This is a genomic window from Natronorubrum tibetense GA33, assembly GCF_000383975.1.
In the GTDB taxonomy this organism is placed as follows: Archaea; Halobacteriota; Halobacteria; order Halobacteriales; family Natrialbaceae; genus Natronorubrum; species Natronorubrum tibetense.
Map to the genome: position 1 here is coordinate 4,019,265 of NZ_KB913017.1, position 23,893 is coordinate 4,043,157.

The 23,893-nt window shown below is 63.5% G+C and carries 26 protein-coding genes; 10 read left to right on the forward strand and 16 right to left on the reverse strand.

Annotated elements, in window-relative coordinates; genetic code table 11:
* Nucleotides 1-589: 589 nt before the first annotated feature.
* Nucleotides 590-766: a hypothetical protein gene (locus NATTI_RS26660; protein ID WP_006087913.1), complete on the reverse strand. Its 177-nt coding sequence runs from the start codon at nucleotides 764-766 to the stop codon at nucleotides 590-592.
* Nucleotides 767-909: 143 nt separating this feature from the next.
* Nucleotides 910-1,593, reverse strand: coding sequence for a type 1 glutamine amidotransferase domain-containing protein (locus NATTI_RS0120680; protein ID WP_006087912.1), 684 nt, complete (start codon nucleotides 1,591-1,593; stop codon nucleotides 910-912).
* A gap of 148 nt (nucleotides 1,594-1,741) precedes the next feature.
* On the opposite strand from NATTI_RS0120680, the gene NATTI_RS0120685 reads away from it, so the two are divergent.
* Nucleotides 1,742-2,275: an Hsp20/alpha crystallin family protein gene (locus NATTI_RS0120685; RefSeq protein WP_006087911.1), complete on the forward strand. Its 534-nt coding sequence runs from the start codon at nucleotides 1,742-1,744 to the stop codon at nucleotides 2,273-2,275.
* Nucleotides 2,276-2,353: 78 nt separating this feature from the next.
* On the opposite strand, the gene NATTI_RS0120690 is transcribed toward NATTI_RS0120685, so the two are convergent.
* Complete coding sequence (locus NATTI_RS0120690) at nucleotides 2,354-3,358, reverse strand: DHH family phosphoesterase (protein WP_006087910.1); 1,005 nt, start codon at nucleotides 3,356-3,358, stop codon at nucleotides 2,354-2,356.
* Nucleotides 3,359-3,547: 189 nt separating this feature from the next.
* On the opposite strand from NATTI_RS0120690, the gene NATTI_RS0120700 reads away from it, so the two are divergent.
* Both NATTI_RS0120700 and NATTI_RS0120705 read left to right on the forward strand, forming a co-directional pair.
* Complete coding sequence (locus NATTI_RS0120700; protein WP_019992090.1) at nucleotides 3,548-4,726, forward strand: thiolase domain-containing protein; 1,179 nt, start codon at nucleotides 3,548-3,550, stop codon at nucleotides 4,724-4,726.
* Nucleotides 4,726-6,150, forward strand: coding sequence for a zinc ribbon domain-containing protein (locus tag NATTI_RS0120705; protein WP_006087908.1), 1,425 nt, complete (start codon nucleotides 4,726-4,728; stop codon nucleotides 6,148-6,150). Before NATTI_RS0120700 ends, NATTI_RS0120705 begins: the two co-directional genes overlap by 1 nt.
* A gap of 204 nt (nucleotides 6,151-6,354) precedes the next feature.
* On the opposite strand, the gene NATTI_RS0120710 is transcribed toward NATTI_RS0120705, so the two are convergent.
* From NATTI_RS0120710 to NATTI_RS0120720, 3 genes are all read right to left on the reverse strand, one after another.
* Entirely contained in the window at nucleotides 6,355-6,570 is a 216-nt protein-coding gene (locus NATTI_RS0120710) for a hypothetical protein (protein ID WP_006087907.1), read from the reverse strand.
* A 415-nt stretch (nucleotides 6,571-6,985) separates the two neighbouring features.
* The gene (locus NATTI_RS0120715) at nucleotides 6,986-7,408 is read right to left on the reverse strand and encodes a DUF3054 domain-containing protein (RefSeq protein ID WP_006087906.1); all 423 of its coding nucleotides are present in this window, start codon (nucleotides 7,406-7,408) and stop codon (nucleotides 6,986-6,988) included.
* A 214-nt stretch (nucleotides 7,409-7,622) separates the two neighbouring features.
* Nucleotides 7,623-8,879 carry an RNA-guided endonuclease InsQ/TnpB family protein gene (locus tag NATTI_RS0120720; protein WP_006087905.1) on the reverse strand — a complete coding sequence of 419 codons (1,257 nt, stop codon included), beginning with the start codon at nucleotides 8,877-8,879 and terminating at the stop codon, nucleotides 7,623-7,625.
* 178 nt (nucleotides 8,880-9,057) lie between these two features.
* On the opposite strand from NATTI_RS0120720, the gene NATTI_RS0120725 reads away from it, so the two are divergent.
* Nucleotides 9,058-9,771: a J domain-containing protein gene (locus NATTI_RS0120725; protein ID WP_006087904.1), complete on the forward strand. Its 714-nt coding sequence runs from the start codon at nucleotides 9,058-9,060 to the stop codon at nucleotides 9,769-9,771.
* Between the two features lie 71 nt (nucleotides 9,772-9,842).
* Here the strand turns inward: NATTI_RS0120725 and NATTI_RS0120730 are convergent, their stop codons facing one another.
* From NATTI_RS0120730 to ligA, 9 genes are all read right to left on the reverse strand, one after another.
* On the reverse strand, nucleotides 9,843-10,454 hold the full coding sequence (locus NATTI_RS0120730; protein ID WP_006087903.1) for a toll/interleukin-1 receptor domain-containing protein: 612 nt from the start codon (nucleotides 10,452-10,454) through the stop codon (nucleotides 9,843-9,845).
* Between the two features lie 159 nt (nucleotides 10,455-10,613).
* Complete coding sequence (locus tag NATTI_RS0120735) at nucleotides 10,614-11,033, reverse strand: hypothetical protein (protein WP_049806293.1); 420 nt, start codon at nucleotides 11,031-11,033, stop codon at nucleotides 10,614-10,616.
* Nucleotides 11,034-11,115: 82 nt separating this feature from the next.
* Nucleotides 11,116-11,760, reverse strand: a complete 645-nt coding sequence (tpiA, locus tag NATTI_RS0120740; protein WP_006087901.1) for a triose-phosphate isomerase — start codon at nucleotides 11,758-11,760, stop codon at nucleotides 11,116-11,118.
* 190 nt (nucleotides 11,761-11,950) lie between these two features.
* Nucleotides 11,951-12,499 (reverse strand): multiprotein bridging factor aMBF1, encoded by a 549-nt coding sequence (locus NATTI_RS25645; protein WP_081603634.1) that lies wholly within the window; start codon nucleotides 12,497-12,499, stop codon nucleotides 11,951-11,953.
* A gap of 65 nt (nucleotides 12,500-12,564) precedes the next feature.
* Entirely contained in the window at nucleotides 12,565-13,176 is a 612-nt protein-coding gene (locus NATTI_RS0120755) for a CDP-alcohol phosphatidyltransferase family protein (protein ID WP_006087898.1), read from the reverse strand.
* On the reverse strand, nucleotides 13,173-13,715 hold the full coding sequence (locus NATTI_RS0120760; RefSeq protein WP_006087897.1) for an adenylate kinase family protein: 543 nt from the start codon (nucleotides 13,713-13,715) through the stop codon (nucleotides 13,173-13,175). The genes NATTI_RS0120755 and NATTI_RS0120760 overlap by 4 nt, the downstream gene beginning before the upstream one ends.
* The gene (gene hisC, locus NATTI_RS0120765) at nucleotides 13,712-14,875 is read right to left on the reverse strand and encodes a histidinol-phosphate transaminase (RefSeq protein ID WP_006087896.1); all 1,164 of its coding nucleotides are present in this window, start codon (nucleotides 14,873-14,875) and stop codon (nucleotides 13,712-13,714) included. Before hisC ends, NATTI_RS0120760 begins: the two co-directional genes overlap by 4 nt.
* Before the next feature lie 139 nt (nucleotides 14,876-15,014).
* Complete coding sequence (locus NATTI_RS0120770; protein WP_006087895.1) at nucleotides 15,015-15,245, reverse strand: hypothetical protein; 231 nt, start codon at nucleotides 15,243-15,245, stop codon at nucleotides 15,015-15,017.
* Between the two features lie 62 nt (nucleotides 15,246-15,307).
* Complete coding sequence (gene ligA, locus NATTI_RS0120775; RefSeq protein WP_006087894.1) at nucleotides 15,308-17,086, reverse strand: ATP-dependent DNA ligase LigA; 1,779 nt, start codon at nucleotides 17,084-17,086, stop codon at nucleotides 15,308-15,310.
* Between the two features lie 191 nt (nucleotides 17,087-17,277).
* Between ligA and NATTI_RS0120780 the strand changes: the two genes are divergently transcribed.
* Nucleotides 17,278-18,828 (forward strand): hypothetical protein, encoded by a 1,551-nt coding sequence (locus tag NATTI_RS0120780; protein WP_006087893.1) that lies wholly within the window; start codon nucleotides 17,278-17,280, stop codon nucleotides 18,826-18,828.
* A gap of 226 nt (nucleotides 18,829-19,054) precedes the next feature.
* Here the strand turns inward: NATTI_RS0120780 and NATTI_RS0120790 are convergent, their stop codons facing one another.
* Entirely contained in the window at nucleotides 19,055-19,822 is a 768-nt protein-coding gene (locus tag NATTI_RS0120790; protein WP_027119247.1) for a methyltransferase domain-containing protein, read from the reverse strand.
* A 328-nt stretch (nucleotides 19,823-20,150) separates the two neighbouring features.
* On the opposite strand from NATTI_RS0120790, the gene cofD reads away from it, so the two are divergent.
* From cofD to NATTI_RS0120815, 5 genes are all read left to right on the forward strand, one after another.
* Entirely contained in the window at nucleotides 20,151-21,143 is a 993-nt protein-coding gene (gene cofD / locus NATTI_RS0120795; RefSeq protein ID WP_006087891.1) for a 2-phospho-L-lactate transferase, read from the forward strand.
* A 2-nt stretch (nucleotides 21,144-21,145) separates the two neighbouring features.
* Nucleotides 21,146-21,907, forward strand: a complete 762-nt coding sequence (locus tag NATTI_RS0120800) for a tRNA-dihydrouridine synthase (protein WP_006087890.1) — start codon at nucleotides 21,146-21,148, stop codon at nucleotides 21,905-21,907.
* Nucleotides 21,908-22,022: 115 nt separating this feature from the next.
* Nucleotides 22,023-22,709 carry a nitrile hydratase subunit beta gene (gene nthB, locus NATTI_RS0120805; protein WP_006087889.1) on the forward strand — a complete coding sequence of 229 codons (687 nt, stop codon included), beginning with the start codon at nucleotides 22,023-22,025 and terminating at the stop codon, nucleotides 22,707-22,709.
* Nucleotides 22,702-23,361, forward strand: coding sequence for a nitrile hydratase subunit alpha (nthA, locus tag NATTI_RS0120810; protein ID WP_006087888.1), 660 nt, complete (start codon nucleotides 22,702-22,704; stop codon nucleotides 23,359-23,361). The genes nthB and nthA overlap by 8 nt, the downstream gene beginning before the upstream one ends.
* Complete coding sequence (locus tag NATTI_RS0120815) at nucleotides 23,354-23,779, forward strand: nitrile hydratase accessory protein (RefSeq protein WP_006087887.1); 426 nt, start codon at nucleotides 23,354-23,356, stop codon at nucleotides 23,777-23,779. The genes nthA and NATTI_RS0120815 overlap by 8 nt, the downstream gene beginning before the upstream one ends.
* The last annotated feature ends 114 nt before the right edge of the window (nucleotides 23,780-23,893 follow it).

Sequence of the window (23,893 nt, forward strand, 5' to 3'; positions counted from 1 at the left end):
GGATATTTCCATTGGTATGGCGACATCATTGTACAACAATATCGGCAAATCTACTGCTAGCACCCTTCTATCTCAAGATTAGAAAGTAACTTACGGATATTACTCGATCCAAAGTATAAAAATACTGTTCAGTTCTAGACTGATCTGGGCCATCTTTTTATAGTCACTATCCTTATCTGAACACAGTACTGTTAATTCATATATCTATAATTCTCCGCAACAGTCATTTTTATCAATATTCTGTCGGCCCGATAACCATCTTAGACACACGACGTATGTCTCTGGATATCCACTCTTTTTCGAGTGGTATACGAGATCGCTACCGGCATCTGTGCTGCGTCTGATGTACGATATGCCGCGTCAGCCATATTCAGCGGAAAGCCGTTTCCCGTACGTCTTCGGCACGCAAGTATCAAACAGCGGATCAACCACGAGGTTGGTCGCGTCGCTGTTGGCCAACCCACCGAGATTCGGAAAGGCGAGAGCGGTGACTCTTGAACCGAAGACAGAGCGGACACGAGAAACGACATCGCTCGAACGACAACGAGGCACCTCGCGTTCCGTCATCACCTTCAGAGCGAGAAGATTCTCAACGGACGTTGTCCAGCGCGACGACGGTATCGGACATGAGCCACGCCTCCTCGCTGGTGGCGTCCTCGATGCTGAGTGCGTAGAACGACTCGCGGCCGTCGTCAACGGTGATGCGGTAGCTGTGACTCTCTAACGAATCGGTTCGGGCGGACGTGTACGGTTCGGCGGGGACCACACACGTCCTCAGGAATCCGTGTGTATAACGGACTCGGTCCGCGTCTAACGGGGTTGAACGCCGTGATTTGCGCACAAACCGCCGTACTCGAGCGGGCTACGCTGGCACCAAAACGACCCGATCTACCAGTTATATCAGATCTTTTATCTGTCGAGTTTCTCGAGCAGCGTCTCACCCGCCGCGTGCGAGGAGCCGGGACCACGGGCGGTGACGAGATCGCCGTCGACGGTGACGCTCGTGTCTTCCTCGAGTTCCGCGTCCCAGTTGCCGCCGGCGGCTTTCACCTCGTCTTCGACCCAGTAGGGCAGTTTTCGACCGTTCGGCATGCAGTCGTTCTCGTCGACGATGCCCTCCTCCCACTCGTTGGGGAAGCCGGTCACGTCGCGGCCGTTGACGAGAAACGCCCCGTGGCTGTCGCGGGCGAAGGCGAGGATTCCGACGGCGTGACAGACCACGAGCGCCTTTCCGCCCGATTCGTCCTCGACGATGTCGCGCAGGAGTCGGCGAGCGTCGCTGTCCTGATTGACGTCCCACTCCGTCCCGTGGCCGCCGGGGAAGACGACGGCGTCGTAGGCTTCCGCGTCGGCCCGGGCGGTCGGGATCGGATCGTTGAGTCGCTCGTCGGACTCGTGGACCTCCCGGACACGTTCGGCGGTCTCCTCGCCGACCTCCTCGGGATCGATCGACCGCTCGTCGATCTCCGGCGGGTTCCCCGAGGGCGTCGCGACCGTGATCTCGAGACCCGCATCCGAGAGCGTCTCGAGCGGTTCGACACACTCCTCTCCCCAGTAGCCTTCCTCGCTGACGACGAACAGTGCAGCGCTCATGTACGAACGTACGTGGAGGAGCCTAAAAACGGCCAGCCCACCCCTCGGTTCTGCCGCAACCCGTTGTCCAGACACATTCGAAACGGAGACTGTCTGTCACGCTTACGATGGACTTTTTCGCCGTCGACGACGAATGAAATGCTAACCCATGTCAAATCGGCCCAGTCTCCTCGACGGTCTCGGAAACCTGTTCGAACGACTGAGCAGACACGTCGGGACGACCGCGCAGTCGTGGGAGTCGGAGTTCGACAACCGAAGCCAGCTCGATCTCTCGCTTGGCGAGTCTGCGACCCGGCTGGACCTCACCGATCACGGCGACACGTTCGTGGTCACCGTCGATGTCCCAGGGTTCGGCGGTGACGACCTCGAGAGCAGGCTCCGGGGCAACACGCTGGAGATCAGCGGCGAACGCGAAAGCGCGTTCGAAGCGGACACTGTAGCCGACACGACCGATGCCGTAACCGAAGCGACCGACGACGTGGCCGATGCAAACGACGGTTCCGAATCGGCTGGAACCTACATCCGCCACGAGCGCAATACGCAGTCGTTCAGCCGACAGATACAGCTTCCCGATCCGGTCGATGCGGACGCGGTAACGGCGTCGCTCAACAACGGCGTCCTGACGATCTGGCTGCCCAAACACGAGTCTTCGGGCGAGACGCACACGATCGATCTCGAGTGATCATGTCGCAGAGCGCACCCGTCATCCGGTCTCGCCGGCCTCGCCATCAGGTGAGTGAACGAATCGACTGGCTGGGACTCACCGGTCGTCGTCGAGATTCAGTGCGTCGAAGAAGCGGCGCGTGAGACGGCCGCCGGCGAACTCGAGCAACGCCTCGGCGTCCGCCGCGTCGTCGGCGAAGAGACCGAGTTCGATCCGGCCGCCGGCCATGTCGTGGTGACCCCCGACAGCCCCTAGTTCGGCGTATCCGCTCTGAAGCGTCTCACCGATGTGGATCCGCGGATCAATCGAGCGGGCGCTCATCCGAATTGCGCCGTTGACGATGCCATAGACGAGGACGGTATCGACGCCCTCGAGATTGAGGAGATAGTCCGCGGCCTGGGGCAGCGCGTCGGTCTCGGGTGTCTTGCCAACGCTGGCGACCAGCGAGGAGCCACGGCGCTCTCGGGTCGCAATCGCTCGGCCGATCGCGTCGATCGTCCCCGGCGAGAACGCGCTGCCGTAGAGTTGTTCGAGCGTCTCGAGGTCCGCGTCAGGGTAGACCGTGAGCGCGGCCTCGTACTCCCGTTTGGTCGGTTCGCGAACGAAGTCCAGCCGCTCGCGATGGAGGGCAAAGAGGAGTGCGGATGCTAGCCGCGCCGTCAGTTCGATCTCGAGGTCACAGAGGTACTCGACGAAGATGGTCGCCGTCGCGCCGATCCGGGTGCGGATATCCTCGAACTGCGCGTCGACCGGCTCTCCAGGGTGGTGGTCGACGACGATTTCGGGCGTTACGCTCGCCGGCAGTTCGGTGTTCACGCCGGGCTGAGAGTGGTCGACAAAGCCGATACAGTCGTATTCGTCGACGGTGGTCTCTTCGATCGGCTGGAGCGTGATCTCGAGCATGTTGACGAACGCCCGGTTCTGCTGGTGGGAGATGTCGCCGCCGTAGGCGATCGTCACCTCACCGACATCGTGATCGTTCGCGATCGCCTCGAGAGCCAGCGCGCTGGCGAGACAGTCCGGATCCGGGTTGTCGTGACAGACGATCGCCAGGGATGCCGTCGTCTCGAGGACGGAGACAAGTTCCGCCGCACGGGTCATAACTGCTGTAGGAGTGCGAGACGCTTGAATCCCGTGTCGAACCGCACGTTGGGAGGGCGGATCGGTCGGTCGAGACCGGGTTCGGGCGAGCGGATCGCCATTACCATCGTACACGTGATCGGTTCTGCCGAGTTACATTTTTCGCCACGAGTGTACAGCTATTTCACTGTGCAAATCACACCCACGGATATGCGAGACGCGTATCTCGTCGGCGCGGGACAGTCTGACTATGGGGCTTTTCCGGAGGAGAGCTACCGGTCGCTGTTCCGAACGGCGTTCGAAGCGGCCACTGACAGTGTACCGAACGGACTCGAGCCGAGCGATATTGACGAAGCGTTCGTCGGCAATCTCGGCGTTGGCGGGCGACAGCTCGGTCTCTCGGGACCGGCCGTCACCGAACACGTCGGACTCGGCGGCGTCCCCTGTACGCGCGTCGAAAACGCCTGTGCGGCCAGCGGCTTCGCGACCAGACAGGCCGTCCAGGCCGTCAAATCGGGGATGGCCGACGTCGTCCTCGCGGGCGGCTTCGAGATCATGTCGGACATGAGTTCGGACGCGACGAAGTACTGGCTCGGCGTCTCCGGTGAGACGGAGTGGGAACGGCTCTCCGGAACGACCTTCTCGGGCGTCTACGCCCAGATGGCCTCGGTTCACATGGAGACGTATGGCACCACGCGCGAACAGCTCTCGAGAGTGGCCGTCAAGAACCACTCGAACGGCGCGAAGAACCCCCACGCCCAGTTAGGATTCGAGTGTTCGCTCGAGGACGCCCAGTCCGCTCCGGTCGTCGCGGATCCCCTCAACCTCTATCACTGCTGTCCGACCTCCGACGGCGCGGCCTGCGCCCTCATCGTCAGCGAGGACGTTGTGGACGAGTACACCGACGATCCCATCAGAGTTGCCGGCGTCGGTGCGGGCAGCGACAACGTCGGCCTCTTCCAGCGCGACAGTTACACCGGCGTGCCGGCGAGCCAGCGCGCCGCCGAGACGGCCTACGAAATGGCTGGCGTCGAACCCGACGACCTCGACTTCGCGGAGGTCCACGACTGCTTTGCCATCGCCGAGCTGCTGGCGTACGAGGACCTCGGATTCTGTGAGAAAGGCGAGGCCGGCCAACTGATCGAATCCGGCGAGACCGAGATCGGGGGTTCCCTCCCGGTCAACACCTCCGGCGGACTAAAGTCCAAGGGCCACCCCATCGGCGCGACGGGTGCCGGACAGGTCGTCGAGGCGTTCAAACAGCTTTCCGGCAAAGCCGGCGAGCGACAGGTCGAGAACCCGACCCGCGGACTGACGCACAACGTCGGCGGCAGCGGCGGTGCGTCCGTGATCCACATCTTTGAAAACGAAACGGAGGTGAGCACCTGATGACCGCGATCACCGGCGTCGGCGCGTACGCGCCGCGGTTCCGAATCAGCGCGGAGGCGTTCCAGGAAGCCTGGGGACAGTTCCAGGCGGCCGGCGTCAGCGAGAAGGCCGTCGCCGCGGCGGACGAGGACGCCCTGACGATGGCCTACGAGGCCGCAGGCCGTGCGCTCGAGGCCGCCGATATCGACGCCGCGAGCGTCGACTGGCTCGCGTTCGCCTCTTCGCGACCGCCGCTGGCCGAGGAAGATCTCACGGCCCGACTCGGCGCGATGCTCGAGATCGACGAAACTGCGACGCGACACGTCTTTGCGGGCAGCACGCGCGCCGGAACGCGCGCGCTATGGGCCGGGATGGACGCCCTCGAGTCGGATTCCACGACCGGTCTCGTCGTCGCGGCCGACGCGCCGCAGGGTGATCCGGACGACGGTATCGATCACGCTGCCGGTGCCGGGGCGGCCGCGTTCGTCCTCGAGAGCGAGGGTCCTGCCGAAATCGTCGACCGCACGGAGTACGCGGTTCCGTACCCCGGAGCCCGGTTCCGAACCACCGGCGAGGACGAGACACAGGGGCTGGGCGTTACCCAGTACGACCGCGCGGCCTTTACCGAAACGATCGGTGGAGCGGTCTCCGGCCTCGAGGCCGATCCCGACGTCGACGCCGCCGCGATTCAGGCTCCCGACGGCAAACTCCCCTACCGCGCCGCGGGCGCGGCGGGCGTCGGCACCGACGAGATTCAGGCCGCCGCGACGGTCCACGATCTCGGTGATTTGGGCGCGGCGAGCGTCCCCGTTTCGCTGGCCAGTACGCTTGCGGATGGCTACGATTCCGTGCTTGCGGTCTCCTACGGCAGCGGCGCAGGTGCGGACGCGCTCGTCATCGAATCTGACGACGAGGTGCCTGCTGAGACGGCACTCGAGGGCGGCGACTCGCTCTCCTACGCCGAGTACCTGCGCCAGCGCGGCGTGGTCACGAGCGGGCCTCCATCGGGCGGCGGCGCGTACGTGAGCGTCCCCTCCTGGCGGCGCTCGATTCCGCAGCGATACAACTTAGAAGCCGGCCGGTGTCCCGAGTGCGGTGCGCTCTCGTTCCCGCCAGAGGGTGCGTGTTCGAGCTGTGGGGCACTCGAGGAGTACGAACCGGTTCAGCTCCCAGGCGAAGGAACCATCGAGGCCGTCACGACCATCTCGCAGGGTGGTGCCCCACCCGAGTTCGCCGAACAGCAGGCCCGCTCCGGCGACTACGCGGCGGCGATCGTGGCGCTCGAGACCGAGGATGGTTCCGAATCTGCGAGTATCGCAGCGATGGGAACCGACGCGGCACCCGACGACTTCGCCGTCGGCGATCGGATCGACACGACGATCCGACGGATCTACACGCAGGAGGGCGTGACCCGGTACGGGTTCAAGGTGCGGCCGGCGGAGTAGTCGACTCGAGACGGCCGAAAAGCGTCGCCGGCAACGGTACTTTCTCCGTCGTTGTGCCAGTTCGGGCACCGTCCGATTTCGTGCGGACGGTAATTCGTCGTCACTCGAGCAAAACAGCGCTACGGCCGGAGGGAGAACGGAAGGCGAACGGGACGCAAACGAAGATGACAACGGAGAGACGCCGGTAGAGAGGGAGAGAACCGATCAGTCCGCGTTCATCGGCGGCCGCGCGGACTGGGGCTCGTCGGGAACGTCGGCGGGGGTGTTGATGAACATCGCGTGACCGATGATCACCATCGCGACGACCGAACCGATCGGGACTGCTGCTGTCAACGAAATACCCACGACGGTCAGGGCTGCGGTGATTCCGAGCAGTGCGACTGGGATAAGGCCGAGAACAATGTCGTAATATCCAGTCATAGCTATACGATAGTATGAGAAATATCCATATAAGCGTTTCCCATAATTGCTTCATAGTAGACCAGTTTCTAACTTGTATTAGTGGTGCTGGATTCTCATAACTTATGGAGACGTTATTGCTCCTTCGTTGTGATGAAAAATAACGCCGTCGAGCGAGATTTCCGGTAATATTTTGTATGGGAACTTCCACCTCTGAGTTGTTAATCGCAAGACAGCGGTCCGGTACTCTCCGTCCGGAGAAGCACTGATTCGGCCAGATCCATAACGATTGTATACACTTTTTTATTCGGTCGTAGCTGCCGTGTATACGGATCGTGACAGGTCGATACACGAGGCAATCTCGTGATGGAACAACCATGCTAGCAAGAACCGGACACGGATCGTGAGATGCAACGAGTCGAGGCGACGCGGATCGTCACAACCGGTCGACGATCAGCGCGACCACGATACGCCAGCCAACGAGCAAGAGGAGTCCGAAGCCCGTGATCACGAGGGGAAACGGCCACGCAGCGGTGTCACCGAACACGGTCTGGCGGAGCAGCAAGCCGACGTTGGCCGCCGCGATCCACGTAACGGTCGTCAGTCGAACCGTCTGTGTCACCGACGACACGACCGACCGCGTGTAGAGCCCCGCGAGGGCAGCGACGGCCAGCCAGCCGATCACAAACGGTGCGATTGCCTCGAGCGAGGCGACGGGCTGTTCGATCGGATTCACGTTGTGACTCAACTGGCCGACGAGCACCAACCCGACGAGCAGACCGATATCGCCCGCGGCGAGCAGGAGCGTTTCCCGGTCGATCGACGCCGAGCGGGACGCCGTTCCGACTGCGGTGTCCATGCGAACAACTCGAGGCCGAACCCCTATTGCTGTCCCGGTTGAGCGCGCCAACCGACCACCGAACCACACAATCGGCTCCGGGACATCCGTTCCCGAGTCTGTCAGAAGAAGAACTCTTGACATCCTCCTCCGCCTGAAGGCGGAGGAATCCCGAGTCACGCGAATCGGAGATTCGCGTACATCGCAAATCTCCGATTTGCTCAGCGTTGGGATATTAGGGTTTGCAGTCTCCCTGCTCTCTCGGTGTGAACCGTCCGCTCTCGCGGTCGAACAGGAAGACTCCGGGCTGTGCCAACCAGCCGTTACTCATATCCCCTGTTGGGGGACTCTGAGTTATCTTTCGTCGGATATTCACTGCACCGTTCACGTCCGCATTCATCGTCGTCTCACACGACTCACAGACGTACAGACCGCGCTCCACACGATTCGAGCCACGAATCTGTCCGCAACAGGAACACGTCTTTGAGGTGTTCTCTTCGTCCACGCGGTCAACGAGGATGCCGTGTTCCTCGGCCTTGTATTCGAGCAGGTTCGTGAAGCGGTTGAACTCCCATCCGTGGAGTTTCTTGTTCCCCGACGCGCCCCAGTCCCGCGAGTCACCATTCTCCTCTTCACGGATGTCCCTGAGGTTGCCAACCGCGATCTTCTCCACACCTTCTTCGACACATCGGTCAACGATGTGTTTCGAGAGTGTGTGGAGGAAATGATCCTTGCGTCGGGAAAGTTTCTGCCGAACCTTCCGCGCACGCTTCGACGGCCCGTTCTCTCCTTCGGTCTGGTACTCCTCGCGGGTGAAGTAGTGCTTGTCTTCTTTCAGCGTGTTCCCCGGATACAGTTCACTCTCGCCGTCCTCGTAGTCGATGGCGAGATAGTTGCTGATCCCGAGGTCGATACCTGCCGTGTTGTCACCCGGTGCGTCTTCAACAGGAATCTCTTTTTTGCAGACGAGGTGGAGTTCCCACTCGTCGCCGTTCCAGGCAGCACGCACTTGCTGGATGTTCTCCACCTGTACGTCGGGGCGGGTTTCGTATTCTGCGAGGATGAAGTCAGACCGCGACTCTTTCAGGTTGAAGCCTTTCGAGAGGCGGAGCTGGCCGTGTTTGTCGTCGTGTTTGATGGCTCGTTTCTTCCACGTCACGGTGGAGCGCGGGTGGTCGTCGCCACGTTTCCGGTAGCCCGGTGGGTTGTTGCCGTCGTCGGAATTGTACCAGCCGTTGAACGCCTCAGCAAGCTCTTCGAGAACTCGCTGACTTGACTGAGAATGCAGGTCACTGTAGCGTTCATGGTCTTTCAACTCCGATTTCAGTTCGGCTTCGTCGGGTATCTCACCGTCTTCATCCCACCGTTCTTGGATGTAGTAGCGTCCAACGTTCCACAGTTTGGATGCAGAGAACCCGCACTCATCGAGACCGCCACGAACCTGACTGTGGTTCGTGATGCGTGCGACGTAGGTGCGGGTTGTCTCCAGCATTAAGCTGACCTCATAACGTGTTATGGAGGAATGTGTATTAAAACCAACGACCGGACGTTGAATATCCGGTTGGAGTGGCGTCGGTGGGGTGTCGGTCAGTGTGTCGGATTCATCCCGCGCCTAAAGGCGCGGGTATTCTCCTTGTTCTTTATAAGGGATGGTGACAAACACGAAGCCAATGGCTGTGGCCGGTGACCGTCACGGTGGCTGCGATGGATGTGGCCAAACGGTTCCGCTCGAGGAGCTGACGGCAGTCACGATGCCGGACGGCGAACGAGTCGCCTGCTGCCCTCGCTGTGAGCCCCACGCCCGCGAGGCCGCCCGGAAGTGTTCCTCGCTCGATCAGCGGCGCGACACCTGCGACGGCTGTACCGACACCTATCTCGAGTCACAACTCGAGGACGTGGTGCTCGACGACGGCACCGTTGTCGCCTGCTGTTCTTCCTGCGTGGCCGAAGTTCCGGGGCGTAGCTCCGGCACCAACCGGCGTGTCTCCAATTCGAACGATACCTCGAGCGAGGCGGCTATCGAACGGACGACGGGAACCGACGACGCGACGGGCGAGGAATCCCTCTGTACCCAGTGTAACGAGTGGACCGCGACGGAACGGTTTCCGGTAACGACCATCGACGGCCGAAGCGAACTGCTCTGTCCCGCCTGCAAGGACTCCGCGGAGCAAGACGGTATCATCAAGGATGTCGGCATGCGGCGCGCGGAGGCGAGGGAGGTCCTCCGTGTCGAATCCGGGGCGACCGCCGACGAGATTCGATCGGCGTTCCACCGGGAGGTCAAACGCGCCCACCCCGACCGAAAGAGCGGGAGCGCGTCGGCGTTCCAACTCGTTACGGACGCCTACGAACGGCTCGCCGAAGACGACTATAGTAACAACTGAAACGATTCACACACTGATCGCACAGCCGTCGTGCGATCAGGTGTGCATTGACTTTCAGTGGCTACTATAACTCACTCGAGTCCGCCCTCGCGGCGAACGTACCCGATCGTGGCCGCGTCGAAGTAGTACGTCGAGTCACAGACGCCACACGACGTCGATAATAGTTTGCCGTGCTCGTATCGCTTCCAGAGCTTCGTCTGATCGCGCTCGATCTCGAGCGTGACCGGGTGGCCGCAGTCGGGAACGGTACAAGGGAATCGGATGTACCAGTTCGGGACCGACAGCGCACCGAGCGGGGCGAGTTCGCTCCGAAGCCGGCTGAGGAGATTGAAGATCGTATAGGAGGGGTTCCGCCGGTCGATCGTTACCCCGTCAACGTCGGCGACAAATCCGCCACGTCGACGTTCGTGGTCGTAGAGCGGAATCACGGGGATCCCCTTCGCCAGCGCGTAGCCGATCTCCTGATTGATCCACCGGCTGTCGGCCGATCCCTCCGTCAACACGGCGACTACGACATCGCTGTTCGCGAGTCGCCCCTCGAGTCGCTTGCGGGATCGACCGGATTCGACCTCCTCTAAGGCGATGTGGACGCCAAATGGAAAGTTTTTGACCGTCGAGAACAGCTCCTGGACGAGTTCGAGGTCCGCCGGCGCGTGTGAGACGTAGATCTGCTCTCCGGTCATCTGCGGGTCTACAACGAGTAGGTGTGTGAGACATTATTAATCTACCTATCGTCAAAATTGAAACGAGAGAGACAGCGACCTCCGGCCGTCGCAGGGTTGGGTGTCGGCTCGAGCGATCGAGGTGAGTCGACGGCCAGTGGCTTTGGAACTGTTCGACAGTCAGTGACTCCGTGAGTCTGTGGCGACATCCGTGCGTCTCGTTTCGAGTACCCGCTGAGAGAACTCGAGATCGTCGTACTCGAGCCCCAGCGCGTCGAACCACTCGCGTTTGACGTGCCAGTGGCCGCGGACGTCTCCCTCAGTCGTCAGCGACGTCACCTCGAGTCGCCCCGGCGTCCACTCGCGTTCGTTCGCGATATCGAGCAGCGTCCGCACGACAGCACCGACCTCGTCCGTATCGATCCCCGGCGAGTCGGAGACGGTCTCGTACTCGAGGGTGAAGCCGGTTCCGTCGGGCAGGTCGTCTGGATCCGTCTCCGAACCGCCCGCATTCGAGAGTCGTTGCACGTCGAGAACGTAGATTCCGTGGCTCATGAGCCGGTTCTCGAGCGCGACACCGATGGGTCGATGATCGGTCATGCCGATGGATAGCACGGGCAGCGAGAAAAGTCGTCGGGCGACCGGCCCCGTCGCCGCAGTCAGCATCGGGTCGAAACTCGGTTCAGAGAGGTTCGACGAGGTCTTCGAGGGCGGCCGTCGGGTCGTCGGCCTTCGCGACGCCGCTGGCGAGGAGGACCCCCTCGGCCCCGAGGTCACCCGCCGCGACCACGTCGTCGCCCGTGCTGATACCGGCACCACAGAGCACGGAAACGTCTGAATCGACGTTCCGTGCCGCGTTGACGGCGTCCTCGACGACATCGGGATCGGCCTGACTGACCGGCGTACCGGTGCCGATCAGTTCCGGCGGTTCGACGGCGACTGCGTCGGGTCCGAGCGCCGCGGCGGCGCCGATCTGGGCCGGGTTGTTCGCACAAACGACGGTCTCGAGGTCTGCTCGCTCTGCAGCCTGGACGGTGCCGTCGATATCGGCCAGCTTCAGCCGCTGCTCGGAGTGGTTGATCAGCGTGCCGACCGCGCCGGCGTCGGCGACGGTCTCGGCCAGCGTGTGGCCGGTGTTGCTACCGTAGTCGATCGGATCTACGTGCTGGGCCCACGTCTCCGCGCCCGTCTCGGCGACCTGCGCGATGTTGGTCGCTTGCGGGGCGACGGCGACGCGAGCGTCAGTGGACTCGTTGACGTCGCGGACGGCTTCCGCGACTTCGATCGGATCGCACGGATACGTCTTCAGGTTGACGAGGACGAACATACCAGCACAGCCTTTCGCCCGGAAGAAATAGCTTGCGAGTCGGCGACGACCGGGAAAAGACGAGTAGTCGGTCCCTGGTCGGCCACTCGCGGCGGTCGTGACTGTCGATGCAACTCACCCACGTCTCGAGAACTGTCGTCTCCGCTGCGGACGCTGGTGGCGCGACGCCGAATCGTGACCCGAGCGGCACTCAGTCCTTGCGCTTGACGACGTCGCCGAGCGTGTAGCTCCCGGAGGAGGAGCCGCCCGACCACTCCGTATCGTCGCTGGAGCCTCCTTGCGCGTTCAGATTGATTTCGAGGAAGTCCTCGAGTTTCGTCTGCACCTGGTCGCTCGGCAGCGTATCGCCGCGTTCGATCTTTCGAATCAGACTCGCCTTCTCGTTGAGTTCGTTGGCGAGATCCGACTGACTGAGCCCCTTCCCCTCGCGTGCGTTACGGACGAGATCGTCGTAATCCGTGGCGAGTTCGTCCATATCGTCGAACATGTCGTTGCGACGCTGGGAACTCGAACTCCCGCCGCTTGCGGTCGAACCGGAGCCCGACCCGCTCGAGCCGCCGCTCGAACTCGAGGACGAACTCGAACTCGTCGAGTACTTGCTCGAGGAGCTCGAACTCGTGGGCTGCTTGACTTCGGTGCCGAAGTCGGTACAGTTCGAACACACGTCGAGTTTCGCACCCTCGACCTTGATTGTCTTCGGAGACGACGTCTCGGCGCCACACATCTCGCACTGAACCATGAGGGAACGTATATCGCCGCGAGTCATAAACCATGCGGCGCGGTCCCGAACCGGAGGACCGAGGCTCACTCCAGCGCCGACCAGGAGTAGTAGAACCGCTGGAGTGCGGTCAGGTGGCCGACGACGGCGAGAAAGACGAGGAGCCAGCCGATCAGCGTGAGCCCGCCGTACTCGCCCGACAGCGGGAAGGCCAGGAAGCCGACGATACCGATGATCGCCAGCCGGTCCGCCCGGCCGACCAAACCGCCGTAGACGCGGTCCAGCCCGACGGCCTGGGCCTGCGTGCCGAGATAGGAGGTCATCACGACGCCCGTCACGGCCAAAAAGCCGAGGAAGTAGTCCCCGACGCCGGCGGCCAGCCCGGCGATGACGACGATGTCTGCGTAGCGGTCGAGGACGTGGTCGAGGAGGTCCCCGCCCGCGGAGGCGACGTTCTGCTCGCGAGCGAGCGCACCGTCGATGATGTCGAGCCAGCCGTTGAGAAAGACCAGCGCCGCGGCCGCGACGTACCAGATCGGATCCGCACGACCGCCCAGTAGGAAGGCGACCGCCGCGAGAATCGCCATGCCGAAAGCGACGAGACTCACGCCGTCGGGCGTCATTCCGACGCGGTCGAATCCCTTGACGAACGGGTCGAGGAACCGAGAGATGTACGGACGGAACTTGTCGAGCGTCATGCGAGATACCCCACGAAGTTCACGTCGCCGGCGCTCGGTTCGCGAGTCCCGGCCACGACCGCCTCGAGCGCGTCCGCGACGTCCTCGGGATCCCGATCGGTCGTATCGATCTCGTAGATCGACTCGAGCCCGTGTTCGTCGACCGCCTCCGAGAGGATGACATCCAGCGCCTCGCTCTCCGCATTTTCCGTGGCCTTGGCGTCGCTTTCGCCGCGGTCGCGCAAGCGAGTCTCGAGTCGGTCGGGCCGACACCGCAGGACGGCGACCCGATCCGCCTCGAAATGATGAGCGAGGTGGGAGTCGATCACGACATCGTCCCGTCCTTCGAGCCACTGGCGTATGGCGTCGAGATCCGCAATCTTGCTCTCGCGGTCGGCGTCGATGTCGGTATAGAGCTCCTCGTCTTCGAGCACGCGATTGAGGTGGATCGTCTCGAGTTCGGGAAGCGAGTCGTCGTCCGTACTCGATAAGCGCTCCTCGAGTAGCTCCGTCGCAGTCGTTTTCCCGGTACCCGGCGTCCCGGTGACGGCGACTCTCACGTGTCGGTCACCTCCGCATCGACGTCGGTGTCGGTCGCTCCGTCGCCGTCCTCGTTGGCGTCGAGATTGAGATCCGCGAGCACCTCGTTGAGCGTCTCGACTGCGCGTTCGGTCTCGTCGTCGGTGCCGCAGGTAATGCGGATACAGCCCGGCAGGCCGAAACTCGTGCAGTCCCGGACGATGACGCCGCGTGCTTGCATTGCCTCGGCGACGCTCGAAGCGTCCTCGACATCGACGAGGACAAAGTTGCCCTCGCTTTCCCAGACGTGGGCATCGACGTGTTCGCGCATGTACGCGCGTGAATTTTCGGTCGTCTCGACCGTTCGGCTCACGTGCCCGTCATCGTCGATGGCAGCCAACCCGGCTCGGCAGGCCAGTTCGCTGGCGGCGAACGGCGTGTTCACCCGGGTGTAGGCGTCGGCCCACTCGTCGGGGACGACGGCGTAACCCAGTCGCACGCCGGCCAGTCCGTAGGCCTTCGAGAACGTCCGTACGACGGCGACGTCCTCTCGAGCATCGAAGCCGTCTCGACCCTCGAGGAGGGCGACGGCGCTGTCGCGATCGGCGAACTCACCGTAGGCCTCGTCGACGACGACGAGGGTCTCTTCGTCCGTCTCCTCGGCGATTTGCTCGACATCTGCGAGCGGGATCGTCGACCCCGACGGGTTGTGCGGGCTCGTGAGGAAGACGATCCGATCGCCGTCGTAACACTCGAGGACGGCGTCGGCGGTCTGTTCGAAATCGTCCTCGCGCTCGAGGGCGTACTCCCGGACGTCGCCGTGGTGGAATCGGGCGCTCATTCCGTAGTAGGCGAAGCCGGGGTCGGGGACGAGAATGGTGTCGTCGGGTTCGATCGTCGCCCGGTGGAGGTAGTCGAGCGCGCCGTCGCCGCCGTTGGCCAGCCAGACCTGGTCGTCCGTGACCGACCAGCGGTCGGCGATGGCGGCGGTGAGGTCGGCGTGAGCGGCTTTCGGGTAGGAACTCACGCTCGAGGCGGCCTCGCGAAGCGCCACGACGGCCGCCGGAGAGGGGCCGTGGGGGTTCTCGTTCGAGGCGAGTTTGACGAACTCCGAGGGGTCGCGCCCGAGTTCTCGGGCGACTTCCTCGATGCCTCGACCCGCCTCGTAAGCGATGTGATCGGACAGGTCGCGCGGTTGCATACGGCAATGCTGTCGGCCGCGGGTCTTAAGAGTGCTCAACTGTCTCCGCTCGCGGGGACTGTCAGTTCACCCGACAGCCACGACGGAGAGAGTAGCCCCAGGCCACGGGAAAGTCGATGGCTGACGCGCTCGATTGCGGTCACCAGAGGCTCACGAACGCAACGAGCAGAAGTGCCCACTTGAGGAACGTCACCTCGCGTTCGTAGCCGTCGATCAGGGAGCGAAATTTCTCCGAATCGTGCTCTAAGACGATCAGCATCGCGAACTGCAGGAGACAGGCGGCCGCCAGCAGATTGGTGGTCACGACTGATATCGCAATCGCGACTGCAACCATCGCGACGAGGAGTTCGAGAAGGCGTCCGAAATTCATCGATAGTAGACGGGAATGCGGCCCTCATAATTCTTCGTGGTCGCGATCCGTCTCAGTCGGTGTCAGGTCTCCCGGAGTCGCTCGAGTCGCTCGAGCGAGTCGGAATCTCCCGGATCTTTGTCGTGACGTACGGCCTGAAACCGCGGAAAACGCAGCGCGTAGCCCGACGAGTACGTCGGCGAGGTCTGGATCTCCTCGTAGCCGACCTCGAAGACGACTTCCGGCTCGAGATCGACGGCCTGGCCGTCCTCGCTCGCGATGTGCGGCTCGAGCAACTCGGTCAGTTCCTCGAGTTTCTCGTCGGTGATTCCGGTCGCGACTTTCCCGACGGTCTCGAGGGTCTGCGATTCCACCGCAGAGCCAGCGGAACGTCGTTCCGCGCCGTCGTCGCCCGCGCGCACGGAGAGTTCGAACGTCCCGAGGAACGTCGCTCGACGGCCCTCGCCCCACTCCGCGCCCGTGACCACGCAGTCGAGCGTCTCGACATCGGGTTTGCGTTTTCGCCAGTGTTTCCCGCGTCGTCCCGGCGAGTACGTCGACGCGGGGTTCTTGAGCATGATCCCCTCGTGACCGCCCTCGAGGGCCTCGGCGTCGATCGACTCGATCTCGTCGGGATCGTCGGTGTGCCACAGCAGCGAGAGTCCCTCGATATCCGCAGCGTTTTGCTCGGGATCGGCCGAGTCTGCCAGCATCGCTCGCAGTCGGTCGTGCCGGGTCGTCAACGGCTCCTCGAGCAGATCGTCCCCCTCGGCGTGCAGACAGTCGAAGAAGACCGGCCGAACGGTCACGTCCTCGCGGGCCTTCTCCACATCGTGTTTCCGACGGAACCGTTTGAGCACCTCCTGGAACGGCAGCGGCGCACCGTCGTCGTCGACCGCGACGACCTCGCCGTCCAGAATAACCGGCCCCTCGAGCGTCTCCGCGGCGTACTCGACGACCTCCGGGAGGGCGTCGGTGACGTCTTCCATGTTCCGCGAGAAGACGCCAGTTTCTGGGGCCGTCTCGTTGGACTCCGCTGGACGGTGGTGCAACTGGATTCGAGCGCCATCGTATTTCCACTCCACGGCCGCCTCCTCCCATTCTTCGAGCGCGTCGATCACCGTCCCGGCTTGGGCGAGCATCGCCTGAATGGGGCGACCAACCTCGAGTTCCATCGCGTCGAGGCCCTCGAGACCGTCCTCGCGCGCGACGCGGGCGACCTGTCCGTAGTCGTTCGACACCTGCAGGGCGCGCTCGACGCCCTCGACAGGAACGTCGAACGCCTCACTGATGGCGTCCCGGACCGCCCCCTCGCCGACGCCGATGCGCATCTCCGAGAGGACGAGCCGGGCGAGGTATCGAGCTTGCTCGCTCGAGCAGCGATTGAACAGCCCGAAGAGGAGGTCGGTCTTGCGATCCTGACTGCCCGATCCCTCGGCGGCAGCCAGCTCTTCGAGCGTCTCGAATACCTCGCGGACGGTCAGTTCGTCGCCGGTTCCGCCGGCGTCTCCTGTCCCATCGGTACCGCCAGTAAACGCACCCAGCCCCCGTTGCCCGCCGAACTCGTAGCTCGCGGCCACCTCGCCAATCTCGCCGACCTCGGCGAGTCGGTCCTCGACGTCGTCGCTCCCCACGTTCGTCCCGGCCGCACGAGCGATCGCCTCGTAACAGCTGTTCGGCCCGATATCGAGCGTTCGCGACCGCCAGGCCGGGAAGACCCGCCCCTGGACGAATCGGGCGACGATCTCCAGGTCATCGGTACCCGAATCCTCGAGCAGCTCTCGGACGAGATCGACGATCTCGAGATCTGCGGGCTCGGCTTCGATCGCAGCGGCGCGGTCGGCGAACGTGGCGAACTCCATCGGCTGCGTGTATCGGCGGCGAGAGTAAAACGGTTCTGAGACGCCGTCGCCCGCACCGATCGTTCGGGGAGGGTTGCTCGAGGCACCGACTCGGAGTCGTCACGACGGCCTGTGATTGCAACCCACGTTCCGGCTTGCCGACGGCGTCCCGAGGGGCAGGCTTTAAAAACAGCCGGGCCGCACTCGGAGGTATGCCAGAGGAGGAACTCGCCGAGCGGGTCGCGGACGTGTTGGCGGTCGACGCCGAGGAGTTTCGCACTCGGGCCGACGCCGATGCCGAGGTGATTACAGACGCCATCCACGACGGCGTCTTCGACAACCCACAGGCGATCATCGGCTTCGAGTACGAGTTCTACGCGATCAAGAACGACGACTGTGCGCTGCGGCGGGTGCCGCGTCGCCTCCTCGAACTCATCGGCTTCGAGAAGGAACTCGGGCTCCACAACGCGGAGATGACGACCAGTCCACAGCCGCTCAACAGCCACGGACTCCTCGCCCAGGAGTCTGAGATTAAAGCGCGCCTCCAGACCGCACTCGACGTCACGCAATCGGAACGGATGCGACTGGTCAGCGACGCACTCTGGACGATTCCGCCGGAAGGCGAGGACGCCGCGACCTACCTCACCGACAGCGTCGAACGGACGATAACCGACGCGAACGGCGACGAACGATCGATCCGCGTTGCGACCAACATGAGCGATTCGGCGCGCTACCACGCGATGGCCAACACCGACCAGGCCGAGTCCGCAGGCATGCGTATCGAGGCTCCGAACGTCTCGCTGCAGGCTGACACGGTCATGCCCGAGAGTCTCATCACCTCGATCCAGCCCCACTACCAGGTGGCCCACGCTCCCGACCTCCCGCTGTACTTCAACTACGCGCTGCGCGCCGCGGGTCCCCTCCTCGCCCTCGGCGTCAACTCCCCGTTTTTCCCCGCGGATCTGTACGACGACGCGACCCCCGAGGAGATCCTCGCGGACGCCTGGATGGAACACCGGATCAGCGTCTTCGAGACCTCGCTCAACGATCCCGCCGCGGCCGAAGGAAAAGTTCGATTCCCGCGCGACCTCGGAAGCGTCGATGAGGCCGTCGACCGGATCGTCGACGACGACACCATCGTCCCGATGCCCGTCGAGCCGGGCGAACGGTTCGACGATCAGTTTCCCCACTTCCGTCGCAAACACGGCACCTACTGGCGGTGGGTCCGCCCGGTGTTCGGCGGCCCGACCCGCTCGGCCGCCAACGCCCGCATCGAGTTTCGCCCCATCCCGTCCCAGCCGACCGTCCGCGACTCGGTCGCCTTCCTGGCCGCCTTCGCCGGTGTCCTCGAGAGTCTGACCCGACTCGAGCACCCCGTCGTCGAACTGGATTGGCAGATCGCCCGCGAGAACTTCTACGGCGCGATGCGCGACGGACTCGAGGCCGACCTAACCTGGATCACCAACGACGGCAAGGAGACGACCGATAGCCTCGAACTCTACGAGGATCTGCTTGCCCACGCCGAAGACGGCCTCACGAACCGCGGACTGACCGAGGAACAGGCCGCGAAGTACCTCTACCCGCTCCGGCGGCGCGTCCGCCAGCGGGTGACGCCCGCCCGCTGGAAACACGAGATGGTCAGCGACGCGCTCGAGGACGGCGCGTCACTCGAGGAAGCGATTGCGACGATGCAACGCGGCTACGTGCGCCGACAGGAGGAGACGCTACTCGAGGGCAGTTTCGCGGACTGGATCGGCGATTAGCCGATCCGGGTTTGCTCGTCGGCGCCGTCGCGCATCGCTGAGGCTCGGTCCGCCTTCAGATCGCGGCACCGTCGAATTTTAGTACCGTTCGGCGCAGGACGCCGTCGATCCGTTCTGTGTCGCTATAGTAGCCACTGAACGTCACTGCACACCTGATCGGACGGCTGCTGTGCGATCAGTGTGTAACTCGTATCAGTCGTTACTATCGTCGTGTGTTCTCGTCTTCCTACTTGCGTGCGGCCAGCGAGACGCTCTTCACGCCGTACTTTTGGCACGCTCCCTGTGCCTGCTCCGAGGTGAACTCGTACTCCGTGTTTTCGCGGACCTCGGTCACGTCGAATCCCGGCATCTCGATCAGCGACGTGTAGTCGTCGACCTGCTCGGCGCCGCCGATACACGCCGCCCAGAGATCCGCGTCGGTTTTGATGCTCTCGGCCAGTCGCTGCTCGCTGATGATGTCCGAGATCGCCAGCCGTCCGTCCGGTTCGAGCACGCGACGCACCTCCTCGAAGACACGGTCCTTTTCGGCGGAGAGGTTGATGACGCCGTTTGAGATCACGACGTCGAACGACTCGTCCTCGAACGGGAGGTCCTCGATATAGCCTTTCTCGAAGGAGACCCGTTCCATCCCCGTCGCATCTCGTAGCTCGCGCGCTTTTGCCAGCTGTTCGTCCGTCATATCCAGTCCCGTGACACTCCCCGCCTCGCCGACGTGTAGCGCCGCAACGAACGCATCCGTCCCGGAACCGCTGCCGAGATCGAGCACGCGTTCGCCCGGTTGCAGATCAGCGAGATCGAAGTGGTAGCCGACCCCCGCGAAGGACTCGAGAGCGTCCTCGGGAATCCGGTCGAGATCCGCCGGCGGGTAGCCGAGTCGTACTGCCAGCGGCCGTCCCATTTCGAAATGGAACTCGTCGTCCGGTTCCGTCGCAACGTTTCGATAGACCGCTTTTACCTCCTGCTCGAGTTTGTCTACATCTAGTGATTGTGACATGGTTTCGTTTCTCCGGAGTATGGGCTTGAGTCGATCACGAGTCGTCTGTCTCTCGTCGATCGTCCGTACGAATCGGATGCCGGCGACACACACTATCGTGGTATTGACTGTTGTCGTTCCGGACCGTACCGCGATACTCCTACAGATGACCACGAGAGGGCGAGGCATGTAGGCACCTAGTGATGTTCGGGCAGGTGGTGGAATCAGTGCAGAACGTGACCGAACCGCAGGTGTTGGAACGGCCGATCCCGTCGGTCGACGAGGAGCGCTGTCGATCCCACAGAGGTGGCCGCAAGTGATTAAGTACCCACGCTCGAGAGTGTCGACTATGGTAACCTTCCTCTCCGGGGGCACCGGGACGCCGAAGCTGTTGGACGGTGCTGCCGCCGCGTTCTCGCCGGAGGAAACCACCGTCGTCGCGAATACGGGCGACGACGTCGAACTCGGCGGACTGTTCGTCTCGCCGGACGTCGATACGCTGTTGTTTCAGGGTGGTGGGGTACTCGACCGCGAAACGTGGTGGGGAATCGACGGCGACACGCATCGGACCAACACGGCGCTGTCGGACATCGCCTCGGCCGCGGGGCTGCCCGACGGCCCGCAGTATCTGCCCGACGAGAAACAGACCGCTGGACGCGACATCGCCAACTGGCGACGGTTTTCTGGGACCGGCGAGTTCATGACGATCGGCGACCGAGACCGGGCCGTCCACATCACGCGAACGAGTCTGTTGGACGAGGGACTGACGCTGAGCGAAGCGACCCAGCGGCTGGCCGGCGCCTTTGGCCTGACGATCGATCTGTTACCGATGAGCGACGATCCCATCGCGAGCCTCATCCACACCGACGAGGGGCTGATGCACTTTCAGGAGTACTGGGTCGCCCATCGCGGCGAGCCAACCGTCGAGACCGTCGAGTTTCGAGGGTCTTCGAACGCCGAGCCCGCGCCGGGCGTGATCGACGCCCTCGAGGATACCGTCGTGATCGGTCCCTCGAACCCCGTCACGAGCATCGGCCCGATGCTGACACTGCCAGGTGTGGCCGACGCACTCGCCCAGTCGACCGTCGTCGCGGTCTCGCCGTTCCTCGGCGACGACGCGTTCTCGGGGCCGGCGGGCGACCTCATGGCGGCGGTCAACGCCGATCCGAACACCGAAGGGCTGGCGACGGCCTACCCCTTCGCCGACGCCTTCGTCGTCGACGAGAGCGACGACGCGGAGTTCGACCGACCGACGATCCAGACCGACATCCGAATCGACTCGCCCGAGGACGCCGCACGGGTCACCCGTGCAGTCAAGAGCGCGATCGATATCCTTGAGTAGCTATGTTCGCCCCACCGCTTGCACTCGCGAGTCTCAGCGGCGAAGCAGACGCCGAGTGGGCCCGTGCGGGTGCCGACTACGCGGGCGCGGCGTTTCTCGGCGGCATCGCCCTCGACACCGGCTCGAGAGCCGCAGCCCGAAAACTCGTCGCGCGGGATCGCAACGAGTTCCTGCCGGAGGATCCCCTCGTGTTTATCGACGAGCAACTCGCCGCGCTCGAGGACGTCCCGATTCAGCCCGCGTTCAACGTCCGGAGCGCAACTCCGGATCCGATTACCGACGCAGCACGAGTCTGTCGGGATCGGGACGCCTTCCTCGAGATCAACGCCCACTGCAGACAGGACGAACTGTGTGCGGTCGGCTGCGGCGAGACGCTGCTGCGAGACCCCGAACGGCTCCGTACGTACGTCGATCGCGCAGCCGAGACCGGAGCGGTCGTCGGCGTGAAAGTTCGAACGGAGGTTCCCGACGTCGACCTGTCGGTGCTCTCGCGGGGGCTCGAGACCGCGGGCGCGTCGTTCGTCCACGTCGACGCGATGGACTCCGAGTCGGTCGTCCGCGAGGTCGTCGAGGCGACTGACCTGTTCGTGATCGCCAACAACGGGGTCCGCGACGAGGCGACCGTCCGCGAGTACGCCGATTACGGCGCCGACGCGGTCAGCGTCGGGCGACCCAGCGACAGCCCGGTCGTCCTCGAGCGGGTTCGCGACGCCGTCGACCGGCAGTTCGGAGTCGAAGACGCCGTTAAATCGGCGTCGCAGTGAGCGGATATCGATCGCTCGAGTCTGCGGTGTTGTTGGAAGTTACGGTCTCGGCGACGGCGACCCGACGCGTTTCGGCCCCTATAGCTTTATCCGGATCCCCGTGCAGGACAGTCCCATGAACGGGATCCACGACCTCGGCGGGATGGACGGGTTCGGCTCGGTGAACCACCCCGATACCCCCGACACCTTCGATCACCGGTGGGAGGGCGAGGCGTACGCCGCGTTCGTCGCGACGCTCGGCAACGAGATCGCTTCGATCGACGAGTTTCGCCACAGTATCGAACGTATGCCGCCGGCGCAGTACCTCGACTCGTCGTACTACGATCGGTGGACGACGGCGATCACGCGACTCCTGCTCGAGAACGACGTGATCGACCCCGAGACGTTCATCGAACGGACGGCAGCACTCGAGGCCGGTGAGGCGTCCGTTCCTGACCGCGAGGAGCCCGGGTTGCTTCCGGAACTCGCGGCTGGAGTCGCGGCGTCCTACGAGTCCGAAGCGACCGCCGAATCGTCGACCTTCGCGGTGGGCGACACCGTGATCGTCCGCAACGACCATCCCGACGGCCACACCCGCTGTCCGCGCTACGCCCGCCGCGCTCGCGGCGAAATCGTCGCCGATCGCGGCGCGCACGTCCTCCCAGACGCGCGCGCCCACGGCGACGATGCGGCCGAACCGCTCTACCAGGTCGCCTTCGACGGCCGAGAGCTGTGGGGTCCGGACGCCGACGGCGACCTCGAGGTCACGATCGACCTCTGGGAATCGTATCTCGATCCGGTCGAGGAGGCCACCGATGACTGACGATCCATCAGCCACGACCGATACCGAATCCGACCCGGACGAGTTTGACGTCGACGAACACGCCCGCCAGCACGACCCCGAGGCGCGAGTTCGCGCGCTCCAGTCGCTGTTGATCGAACAGGAACTGCTCTCGAGCGACGCCGTCGACGACATCATCGCGACCTACGAAGACGAGATCGGGCCGAAGAACGGGGCTCGAGTCGTCGCTCGCGCGTGGACCGACCCAGACTATCGGGAGCGATTGCTCGCGGAGGGGATGTCGGCCGCAGCCGAGGTGGCCGATGTCAACGAGGACGTGGTCGATATCGAAATCGTCGCGAACACGCCCGAGGAACACCATCTCGTCGTCTGTACGCTCTGTTCCTGTTATCCGTGGGCACTGCTTGGGCTGCCACCCACGTGGTACAAAACCCCCGAATACCGCTCCCGAGCCGTGAAGGATCCTCGAGGGCTGCTCCGCGAGGAGTTCGGGACCGACCTCGAGGACGACCTCGAGATTCACGTCCACGACAGTACGTCCGAACTCCGATACATGGTGTTGCCACAGCAGCCACCTGAAACCGAAGGCCTGACCGAAGACGAACTGGTCGAACACGTGACCAGAGACGCGATGATCGGCATCGATCGACTCGCCGGGGGTCAGAATGGCTGACCGCGACGAGAGCCCGACTTCCGGACTCGCGGCGCTCGAGGGCGAAGAAACTCCCACGTTCGACGCGCCGTGGCAAGCCCGCGCGTTCGCCATCGCGGTCGCGCTTTCTGCCGACGGCACCTACGAGTGGGATACGTTTCAGGATCGACTGGCCGCCGAGATCGAGCGGGCCGACGGCGCCGCAGTTCCGGCCGACCGGGAGGCCTCTGAGGCGGACTACTATCATCGGTGGCTCGCCGCCCTCGAGCGACTGCTCGTTTCGGACGACCTGCTCGAGTCGGGGGCGCTAACCGAACGAACGCGGGAGTTCGCTGTCGGTGATCGAGACGCGTCCGAGTGGGTCGAGGGCGAGCACGACCACGATCACGGAACTGACGGTTCCGACGCGCACGACCACAATCACGACCACCCCCGCTAACGGTCGACAGTATCGAAGTGGGTAGTGCCGTCGACGGAACGATGAAAGCGCTCGGCAACTGTCAGCTCTCCTAAAGCGCCACTATGTGTGTGCGGAGCGTTTTCAGTGGTGTGT

What these genes read in the sequence shown, in the direction of transcription:
- NATTI_RS0120680 (WP_006087912.1), bottom strand. Translation starts at nt 1,593, where the DNA reads ATGAGCGCTGCACTGTTCGTCGTCAGCGAGGAAGGCTACTGGGGAGAG.
- NATTI_RS0120685 (WP_006087911.1), top strand. Translation starts at nt 1,742, where the DNA reads ATGTCAAATCGGCCCAGTCTCCTCGACGGTCTCGGAAACCTGTTCGAA.
- NATTI_RS0120690 (WP_006087910.1), bottom strand. Translation starts at nt 3,358, where the DNA reads ATGACCCGTGCGGCGGAACTTGTCTCCGTCCTCGAGACGACGGCATCC.
- NATTI_RS0120700 (WP_019992090.1), top strand. Translation starts at nt 3,548, where the DNA reads ATGCGAGACGCGTATCTCGTCGGCGCGGGACAGTCTGACTATGGGGCT.
- NATTI_RS0120705 (WP_006087908.1), top strand. Translation starts at nt 4,726, where the DNA reads ATGACCGCGATCACCGGCGTCGGCGCGTACGCGCCGCGGTTCCGAATC.
- NATTI_RS0120710 (WP_006087907.1), bottom strand. Translation starts at nt 6,570, where the DNA reads ATGACTGGATATTACGACATTGTTCTCGGCCTTATCCCAGTCGCACTG.
- NATTI_RS0120715 (WP_006087906.1), bottom strand. Translation starts at nt 7,408, where the DNA reads ATGGACACCGCAGTCGGAACGGCGTCCCGCTCGGCGTCGATCGACCGG.
- NATTI_RS0120720 (WP_006087905.1), bottom strand. Translation starts at nt 8,879, where the DNA reads ATGCTGGAGACAACCCGCACCTACGTCGCACGCATCACGAACCACAGT.
- NATTI_RS0120725 (WP_006087904.1), top strand. Translation starts at nt 9,058, where the DNA reads ATGGCTGTGGCCGGTGACCGTCACGGTGGCTGCGATGGATGTGGCCAA.
- NATTI_RS0120730 (WP_006087903.1), bottom strand. Translation starts at nt 10,454, where the DNA reads ATGACCGGAGAGCAGATCTACGTCTCACACGCGCCGGCGGACCTCGAA.
- NATTI_RS0120735 (WP_049806293.1), bottom strand. Translation starts at nt 11,033, where the DNA reads ATGACCGATCATCGACCCATCGGTGTCGCGCTCGAGAACCGGCTCATG.
- tpiA (WP_006087901.1), bottom strand. Translation starts at nt 11,760, where the DNA reads ATGTTCGTCCTCGTCAACCTGAAGACGTATCCGTGCGATCCGATCGAA.
- NATTI_RS25645 (WP_081603634.1), bottom strand. Translation starts at nt 12,499, where the DNA reads ATGGTTCAGTGCGAGATGTGTGGCGCCGAGACGTCGTCTCCGAAGACA.
- NATTI_RS0120755 (WP_006087898.1), bottom strand. Translation starts at nt 13,176, where the DNA reads ATGACGCTCGACAAGTTCCGTCCGTACATCTCTCGGTTCCTCGACCCG.
- hisC (WP_006087896.1), bottom strand. Translation starts at nt 14,875, where the DNA reads ATGCAACCGCGCGACCTGTCCGATCACATCGCTTACGAGGCGGGTCGA.
- NATTI_RS0120770 (WP_006087895.1), bottom strand. Translation starts at nt 15,245, where the DNA reads ATGAATTTCGGACGCCTTCTCGAACTCCTCGTCGCGATGGTTGCAGTC.
- ligA (WP_006087894.1), bottom strand. Translation starts at nt 17,086, where the DNA reads ATGGAGTTCGCCACGTTCGCCGACCGCGCCGCTGCGATCGAAGCCGAG.
- NATTI_RS0120780 (WP_006087893.1), top strand. Translation starts at nt 17,278, where the DNA reads ATGCCAGAGGAGGAACTCGCCGAGCGGGTCGCGGACGTGTTGGCGGTC.
- NATTI_RS0120790 (WP_027119247.1), bottom strand. Translation starts at nt 19,822, where the DNA reads ATGTCACAATCACTAGATGTAGACAAACTCGAGCAGGAGGTAAAAGCG.
- cofD (WP_006087891.1), top strand. Translation starts at nt 20,151, where the DNA reads ATGGTAACCTTCCTCTCCGGGGGCACCGGGACGCCGAAGCTGTTGGAC.
- NATTI_RS0120800 (WP_006087890.1), top strand. Translation starts at nt 21,146, where the DNA reads ATGTTCGCCCCACCGCTTGCACTCGCGAGTCTCAGCGGCGAAGCAGAC.
- nthB (WP_006087889.1), top strand. Translation starts at nt 22,023, where the DNA reads ATGAACGGGATCCACGACCTCGGCGGGATGGACGGGTTCGGCTCGGTG.
- nthA (WP_006087888.1), top strand. Translation starts at nt 22,702, where the DNA reads ATGACTGACGATCCATCAGCCACGACCGATACCGAATCCGACCCGGAC.
- NATTI_RS0120815 (WP_006087887.1), top strand. Translation starts at nt 23,354, where the DNA reads ATGGCTGACCGCGACGAGAGCCCGACTTCCGGACTCGCGGCGCTCGAG.